7 protein-coding genes are annotated in these 8,404 nt (G+C 43.2%); 4 read left to right on the top strand and 3 right to left on the bottom strand.

What is annotated here, in order from left to right; genetic code table 11:
• A partial coding sequence (locus HRT75_RS13385; protein ID WP_291187705.1) for a glycosyl hydrolase occupies positions 1-2,807 on the top strand: 2,807 nt, incomplete at its 5' end.
• 81 nt (positions 2,808-2,888) lie between these two features.
• Here HRT75_RS13385 and HRT75_RS14790 read toward each other — a convergent pair.
• Genes HRT75_RS14790 through HRT75_RS13395 form a run of 3 tightly spaced genes read right to left on the bottom strand, consistent with a single transcriptional unit; the run spans position 2,889 to position 6,985 of the window.
• Positions 2,889-3,512 carry a hypothetical protein gene (locus HRT75_RS14790; RefSeq protein WP_366665078.1) on the bottom strand — a complete coding sequence of 208 codons (624 nt, stop codon included), beginning with the start codon at positions 3,510-3,512 and terminating at the stop codon, positions 2,889-2,891.
• Complete coding sequence (locus HRT75_RS13390; protein WP_366665079.1) at positions 3,469-6,018, bottom strand: glycosyl hydrolase; 2,550 nt, start codon at positions 6,016-6,018, stop codon at positions 3,469-3,471. The genes HRT75_RS14790 and HRT75_RS13390 overlap by 44 nt, the downstream gene beginning before the upstream one ends.
• Positions 6,019-6,061: 43 nt before the next feature.
• Positions 6,062-6,985 (bottom strand): LamG-like jellyroll fold domain-containing protein, encoded by a 924-nt coding sequence (locus tag HRT75_RS13395; RefSeq protein ID WP_291187708.1) that lies wholly within the window; start codon positions 6,983-6,985, stop codon positions 6,062-6,064.
• 329 nt (positions 6,986-7,314) lie between these two features.
• Here HRT75_RS13395 and HRT75_RS13400 point away from each other — a divergent pair, with 329 nt between their 5' ends.
• The 3 genes from HRT75_RS13400 to HRT75_RS13410 all read left to right on the top strand — a co-directional run.
• Positions 7,315-7,728 carry a sigma-70 family RNA polymerase sigma factor gene (locus HRT75_RS13400; RefSeq protein WP_291187711.1) on the top strand — a complete coding sequence of 138 codons (414 nt, stop codon included), beginning with the start codon at positions 7,315-7,317 and terminating at the stop codon, positions 7,726-7,728.
• 36 nt (positions 7,729-7,764) lie between these two features.
• A complete protein-coding gene (locus tag HRT75_RS13405; protein ID WP_291187714.1) occupies positions 7,765-8,103 on the top strand; it encodes a hypothetical protein in 339 nt (112 codons plus the stop codon).
• A 10-nt stretch (positions 8,104-8,113) separates the two neighbouring features.
• On the top strand, positions 8,114-8,404 hold a 291-nt coding region (locus HRT75_RS13410; protein WP_291187717.1), incomplete at its 3' end, for a hypothetical protein.

The raw sequence follows: 8,404 nt of genomic DNA on the forward strand, positions 1-8,404 counted from the left end.
ACCCGGACAATTCCGATGTGGGCTATGTAGCCTCTATTGGTCCTTTATGGAGTAGTGGAGGAGAACGCGGATTGTATAAAACAGAAGATGGAGGTAAAACCTGGACGTCTATAATTGAGGTAGATCAACACACGGGAGTCAATGATGTGGTGATGGATCCACGGGATCCAAACGTGCTGTATGCTTCCACATTTCAAAGACGCCGCCATGTGTACACCTATGTGGGCGGCGGGCCAGGTTCTGCAATGCACAAGAGTGTGGATGGAGGTAAGACTTGGACAAAGATCAATAAAGGCCTACCAGGAGAAGAACTCGGACGTATTGGTCTGGCCATATCTCCTGCAAATCCAGAGATCATCTATGCCATTGTAGAAGCGGCCAATGGCAAAGGAGGATTTTACGCCTCTACCAACCGCGGGGCGAGTTGGGAAAAGCGCAGCGGACACGTAACCAGCGGCAATTACTATCAAGAGATCATCGCAGATCCTGTAGATGAAAACACGGTGTATTCCATGGACACTTGGATGGCTGTCACCAGAGATGGTGGACGCAGTTTTGATCTTGTGGGTGAAGACACTAAACACGTGGACAACCATTGTATGTGGATCAATCCGCACAACAACAAACACTTTATAGTGGGTTGTGACGGAGGTATCTATGAGACCTTTGACGGAGCAAAAACTTGGGATTTTAAAAAGAATTTACCGGTAACTCAGTTTTACAAAGTAGCGGTAGATAATGACTATCCGTTTTACAACATCTACGGAGGAACTCAGGATAACTTTAGTTTGGGAGGCCCTGCTCGTGTATTGACCAATCACGGGATCCGAAACTCTGAATGGTTCATCACCAACGGTGGAGACGGGTTTGAATCTCAGATTGACCCGAATGACCCTAATATCGTTTACGCACAATCACAATATGGTGGACTGGTTCGTTTTGACAAGAAAAGCGGCGAGATCGTGGGGATAAAACCAAAAGCCAGAGCAGGTGAGGACGCATACCGTTTCAACTGGGATGCACCTTTGGTGGTCTCACGCCATGTTCCCGGTAGACTTTATTTTTCTGCAAATAAGGTTTTCCGCTCTGACGATTATGGAAATTCTTGGGAAGTGATCAGTGATGATCTTTCGCAACAAATTGATCGAAACACGCTCAAAGTATACGGCCGTGTAGTGAGTATTGATGCGGTAGCTAAGAACGGCTCCACATCGCCTTATGGGAGTATCGTTGCCTTTTCAGAATCAGCCCGAAATCCTAATTTACTCGCAGCAGGAACAGATGACGGCTTGGTTTATATTTCAGAAGATGGCGGTCAAAACTGGCGTAAAATAAGCAGTATTCCTGGTGCGCCACAACAGTCTTACGTGAACAGTGTGTACCTCTCTCGTCATGATGAAAACGTGATCTACGCTGCTTTTAATCATCATAAATTTGGAGATTTTAAGCCGTATATTTTTAAGTCCGAAGATAAAGGTACCAGCTGGAAGCCAATAGCCTCCAACTTACCAGAACGCGGTAGCGTATACGCCATTGAAGAAGATCACAAAGACGGTGAATTACTTTTTGTAGGAACCGAGTTTGGGGTTTTCTTTTCTCCGGATAAAGGACAACATTGGAAGCAACTCAGCAACGGACTTCCTACCATAGCTGTTAGAGATATTGCCATTCAAGAACGTGAGGATGATTTGATCCTAGGAACTTTTGGGCGCGGTTTTTATGTGATGGATGACTATTCTGTTTTAAGAACGGTAGAAAATGAAACGCCGACAGAAACTGCCATGATCTACCCAATAAGAACGGCTTTAATGTGGGAACAGAGTAGTCCTTTGGGATTGCCTGGGAAATCGTTCCAAGGAGACAATTTTTATACTGCAGAGAATTTAGGTCCTGAAGCCATGATCACCTACTATTACGGAGATAGCTTTAAGTCCCTTAAAAGCAAACGACAAAAGCAAGACAAGGAGCTCACGGCTGATGGAAAAGATACGCCATATCCGAGTTACGATGATCTCAAGGCTGAAAACGATGAGGAGAAACCAGAACTTGTCTTTGTCATTAAGGATGCCAACGGTACAGTCATCAAAAGAGAATTTAAATCCGTCAGTGAGGGAATTCAGCGGTTTCATTGGAATTTGCGTTTTACTCCAAACGGACCTATTGATCTAAGTAGTTCTTCTTTTTACAATCCGTTTGCCGGAGAAGATGAAGGTACTTTAGTAGCGCCGGGCATGTACACGGTAGAAATGCATTTGTTGGAAGGGGATGATATGCGCCTTTTAGTAGACCCTGTTGGATTTGAAGTGAAAGCATTGGATAATGTTACCATGCCGGCAGCGGACCGAGCAGAGAAGGTCGCTTTCCAACAAGAGGTTGCCAAATTAGAAGCCGATATGGGCATCACACAACGTCTCATGTCTGAATCCAGAAACAAGTTACGCTACATCAAAGAGGCCATAAAAAAGGCTGATATGCCACTAGGTGCTTTAATGTCTGATGTTAAAGCTATTGAAGCATCCCTTGAGGAAGTTCAATTAGCACTTTACGGAGATCCAGTCAAGCGTCGTTTAGATATGGACCAACCGCCATCACCGGCAAACCGTTTGGGTACCATTGGATGGGAACAAGCCTATTCTACGGCGACTCCAACTAAAACGCATCGGGATAGCTATGCAATAGCCAAAGAGCAAATTCAGCAGATCAAAGCTAAAATGGAACGTATTTACAACACCAACATTAAAGTACTGGAGCAAAAACTCCTCGATGCTGGTGCGCCTTATACGCCAGGACGCGGATCTGAGGATTAATCGTTTTAAATTAGACCAACAAAAACCCGCTTCGAATAAAAAGCGGGTTTTTTTATTGTTTGCCATTCGCTATTGGAACGGCTAGTCCATATTGATAGCTCCAATTCCTGCATCCCACAACTTTTTGTTATAAGCGGGAACCTGATTGTTGATCAGATCATCTGCAGTCTTTTTTAAACCTATCCAACGCTGATCCATTTCCGCCTTTAAGTCTACGGATGCTTGTGTGACTTTAGGCAGCCTGCTGTTGGTTTGATTCATAAGGAAAAGGTATTCTGCTGTGAATTTGTTCTCAAAATTCTCAACATCATCGTAGGCCTGAGATCTGCGTTGGATCATTTGCTCATCCCATGCTTTGATCGCAGACAATAGCGCTTCCCCGTCAGCAACCAAACTAGCATTGTTTCCTTCTTTCTTAAGCTGTGAAACAGCCGCTTGAATGTCTTTAGAAGCTTTGGTAAGCATATTTACTCTTGTATGCATCTCAGTAGCCTTAGCTTCCATATCGCTCATGATGGCGTCGTATTGCTGGTATTCCTGAGCACTGATATTAAAATTCGTATTTGGGGATATATTCCCCTCGGCAGAAGTCGTTTGACCGTTGTACTTTAAAGTGAAGGTATAGTCTCCAGGAACTGCGCGGTGACCGTTAAAACTGGCCTCAATATAAACGCCAGGAACGCCAGGAACTATTGGGTGTTGCATATTCCAAACAATTCAAACCTTTCCTTTTAGATAAGCGTGGAGCAGGGGGAGCCCCGCCACCATTATGAGGCACATAACTGTCATCTGCTTCAGAGGTATAGGTATTAATCACTTTACCTTCACTATTGGTAACCACCAATTCAACGACCTTATCTGCATCAACCTCAGGCAAATGATAATAAAGTACCACTCCATTGGCTGGATTTACTCCCTCAAAACCTTGTGTCCCATCAAAGCCATCAATATTCCCACTCATTCGGCTTCCCCAGAATCCATAGGTCAATGCCTCTGGCTTGAATACTTTTAATTCTTTTATCTCAGGATCATATGCTGATAAGAGCGAGAGGTTGTCTAAAATCCAAAAGGAACGCCCAGAAGTGGCTACAACCAAATCGTTTCTATGCACTTTTAAATCTAAAATAGGGGTCACAGGCAAGTTGCGCTGAAAAGATTCCCAGTTGGCACCATCGTCAAAAGAAATATAGATTCCCAGTTCTGTTCCCGCATATAGCAAGCCTTTTTTTGTTTGGTCCTCGCGAACCACTCGGGTGTAGGCTCCATAGGGGATTCCATTGTTAATAGCCTTCCAAGTCTTTCCGTAATTATTACTTTTAAAAAGGGCAGGGGTGTAGTCTCCAAATTTGTATTTAGTAGTAGCTATATAAACCACCGCAGGATCATGAGGGGATACTTCTATAGCGTTGATGAGGGTTTCACCGAGGTTTTTAGGAGTGATGTTTTGCCAAGACTTTCCGTTGTCTTTGGTGATGTGTACCAAGCCGTCATCACTTCCAGAGTAGAATACTCCTTGTTGGTGTGGCGATTCCACCAAATAACTTATGGTTCCGTAATTCTCAGCTCCTACGGCTTCAACGGTGTAAGGGCCACCACCTTTACCTTGTTTCTCATCCAGATCACGGGTCAAATCCGGAGAAAAATGAGTCCAAGTCTTTCCGAGATCCGTAGACTTTAATACCAATTGAGCACCGTGATAAATAGTGTTAGGCTCGTGTTGAGACCAAATAATAGGAGCATTCCAATTGTAGAGGTACTTCATATCACGAGCAGCTTTACCCAAATACTGTAAAGGTGCGGCCATGATCTTGGTGCTTACTTTAGTTTCCATATCTAAAGCTTCAATGGTCCCCAAATAACTTCCACCGACTACTACCTTTGGATTGTCCTTATCAAAGGCCAGAAAAGCGCTTTCTCCGCCAGCAGACCAAGTCCAATCAGACTCTGAGATGGACCATCCTTGTAAATTAGCACTAGCAATACGTACAGAAGTATTGTCCTGTTGTCCTCCGTAAATATTGTAGGGTTCCATATTGTCCACATTGATGCGATAGAACTGCGCAGTAGGCATAATGCTTTGTGTGGACCAAGATTGACCAAAGTTGAACGAGATGGCTGCGCCGCCGTCGTTGGCAATGACCATATTCTTAGAGTTATTGGGATTGATCCAGAGATCGTGGTAATCGCCATGAGTTCCGTAAAGTCTTTCCCAAGACTTTCCTCCGTCTTTTGAACGCAGCGCAGGAGCACTCAACACATAAACAGTTTGATCATTCAAAGGATCGGCAAAAACCTCAGTATAATACCAAGCGCGCTGAGTGAGGCGGTTGTCTCCGCTTACTTGATACCAGCTTTTACCTGCGTTATTAGAGACGTAAAGCCCACTTTGCTCCGTTTGACTATCGCTTTCTATGAGCGCGTAGACCTTGTCGCTATTGCTTCTGCAAACCGCAATGGCCATTTTACCCAGCTCCTTGGGCAAGCCTGTTTCCAGTTTATTCCAAGTTTCTCCTGCATCGGTAGACTTGTATAGTCCACTGCCATCGCCACCGCTAATAACCTTCCAAGGCGTGCGCTGATGATGCCAAAGGGCCGCATACAAAACATCCGGATTGTTCATGTCCATAGACAGTTCAGAAGCTCCTCCGTATGGGTTGGAATACAAAGTCTTCTTCCAGGTTTTTCCACCATCTACGGATTTGTAAACGCCACGGCCCTCAGTAGGAGCTGTGTATTTACCTTGTGCTGCGACATAGACTATATCTGGATTCGTCGGATGAATGACGATACGAGAGATCTGTTCTGTTTCTTTCAAACCCAAATGCTCCCAGGTCTCACCACCGTCTGTGGATTTATAGACTCCATCACCATAAGAAGACATTACTCCGCGAATTGCGTGTTCACCCATGCCCACATACACAATATTTGGATTGCTTTCTGAAACAGCTACAGCACCAACTGTTCCCGTTTTAAAAAATCCATCGCTAATGTTTTCCCAGTGCTGGCCTGCATCCTGAGTTTTCCAAAGACCTCCTCCAGTAGTTCCCATAAAATAGGTTAGGGGGTCTCCCACAACTCCAGAGGCACTAACAGAACGGCCACCGCGATAGGGGCCTATGTTTCTGTATTTCATGGAAGAGAAGTAATCATTGGCTTCTTGAGCCAGCAATAGTACAGGAAACAGCAAGATTAAAAGTGTTGTTTTTCGCATGGTTGGTGTGTTTAGTTGTATCAGTTGATGTTTGTTGTTGGGTTTAGTCCAAAATAGAACTCACGCCGTTTTCAAGTCCGTATAAAGCCGCAACTTCTTCTGCATTGAGCATACGACTGTAAATAGAGAGTTCATCCATTTGGCCAATGTATCCAAGGCCTAAATAAATATTTGATAAGGAATAATCCCAAGTAAAAGGGGCAATAGGCAAGGGGTTACTGCCTTTAAATTGCCCATTCATGTAGAGGGAAGCCTCTCCGCCAGGTGTATTTAAGCCAGAAAAGGCAATCACAATATGCGTCCATGAATCACTGGAAAAGGGAGGGTTTTCCACAGCGATCAAACGGGCATTAAAAATAGGATTCTCATTGTCTGGACCTTCTGGATTCGGATTCCAAACTTCTCGATCTCCAATGACTCCCAATCTAAAGTCTCTGGGGTTTTCCTTGGTAAAATCTACCCAAATACCTGCATCGTTATAGCCAGAATCCGTGATCTGAATAGGGTCACAATAGCCGGGTTCTAAGTCGGTTACTGGGTCTAATTTGAGCCAAAATGAGACGGTAGCCGCCCAATTGGTAGTATTGTAAGTGATGTTTTTTTCGCTGGGATAGTAGATGTATCCTGGGCTACGCTCGGTAAAGACCAATCCGGCACCAAATTTTCCTTGACCGTCTTCACGACGAATATCAGGCTTGTGCAAACCAACGCGAGCAGAATCTCTGGCTTGACGGTTAGGCACCGTATACAAGCGGGCATCTCCCAAAGCAAAATCAGCATCAATGGACGTATCAAAAGATGCGTAAAAAGTTAGAGACTCCTTTAAAACATTGGTTGTTGAATACTGCTCAGTTGCAGTTCCTGAATCTGTTGGTGTAGTATCTTCGGATTTGTTTTGCTTGCAGCTGATTAAGGATGCAGACAGAATTAAAAATGCAAAGGCGAATTTGATTGGTGATTTGCTCATGGTTGGATTGTTTGGTTTTAGTATTTAAAGATAAGGATGATTATTCAGTAAACTTGTTACAGGCTAAAATCCACCGTAAATAACTTTGAGATAATATCTGCCGATATAATTCGCTAGAGCGAAGTTATATCTGATATTATGCCAAATAGCGAGCTATGCATTATTTGCAATAATTGCACTATAATTTATATTATGTAAAATAGAGTATTTTGAGTATTCCCTCCTAATCCCTTAAATACCTTCGGAAATCGCAGATATAGCGCGTATCTTTAAAAAACTTCTACGCTGTGTCATATACGCGCCCCATTTTTAAGACTAAGGGATAACCGATGAAAAAGAATCAACTGGAATCATTAATTCGCGAACATCATGAAGCTGCATATTATTGGGCACTTCAATTGTGTAAGCACCAGCCAGATTCTGCTCAGGATGTATTACAAATGACGTATTTGAAAATTTTAGAGAATAAAGCGCGCTACAATGAACAATCCAGTTTTAAGACTTGGTTGTTTTCCGTCATTCGTTTTACAGCCTTAGATCATTTTAAAAATCAGCGAAAATTTCAAGCTTTAGAAACTGTACAATTGACCACAGCTATAGATCCCTTAGCGGAAACGCCAAACCTAAGGCCTATTCTAGATCAATTGCCAGAGCGTCAAAAACAAGTCTTGTTGCTGGCTTTTTATCACGATTTGACTCTAGCGGCCATTGCTGAAGTCCTGGACATTATACAGCCGTGGTAAAGAAGCCTTAAAGCAATACTTAAAACCGATTCGATCATGAATAAAGATCAAGAATTAAGGGACTTATTCACTGCAGAGCGAAATCGAGATCAAATTGATTTTCCTGCTCCGGATGTGGATGATATTATGTCAAATAGTAAAACGATCTCCTTTAAATGGTATCATGCAGCTGCAGCTGTATTGGTTCTTGGAGGTTTGATCGGAATACTAAGACAAAGTGATTCCATATCTGGTCAAGACACTGTAAGCGAGGAAATAACGCTGAATTTAGATTTAACACAAACAGAAACTACAGATCAATTAATGGAAGAGAACGCTTCTCTTTTTAGCTGGGAAGCCTCTACTGATGTATTGATCCAAGAATTTGATGAATAAAACACACACCATGAAAAAGTACACCCTTCTCCTCTTTTTATTTGCCTTTGGTTTTATTAGCCAGGCACAAGACGCACTCACCACAGAGCTTTTTGATATTGACAATATCATGAAGTACAAAACAGAGATCAGCCTTACCGACAAGCAAATGGAAGCCATTAAAACCCACTATTATGAGGGCAATAAGAAGTTTACGGACGCCAAATGGAAGCTGGCTGAGCAAAAAGCCAAACTCGATGAAATGCTTAGAAACTCTGAAGTCGCTATAGAAGAGACCATGGCACAAATGTATCAGGTAACC

It is taken from the genome of Gilvibacter sp., from assembly GCF_013214815.1.
Lineage (GTDB): Bacteria > Bacteroidota > Bacteroidia > Flavobacteriales > Flavobacteriaceae > Gilvibacter.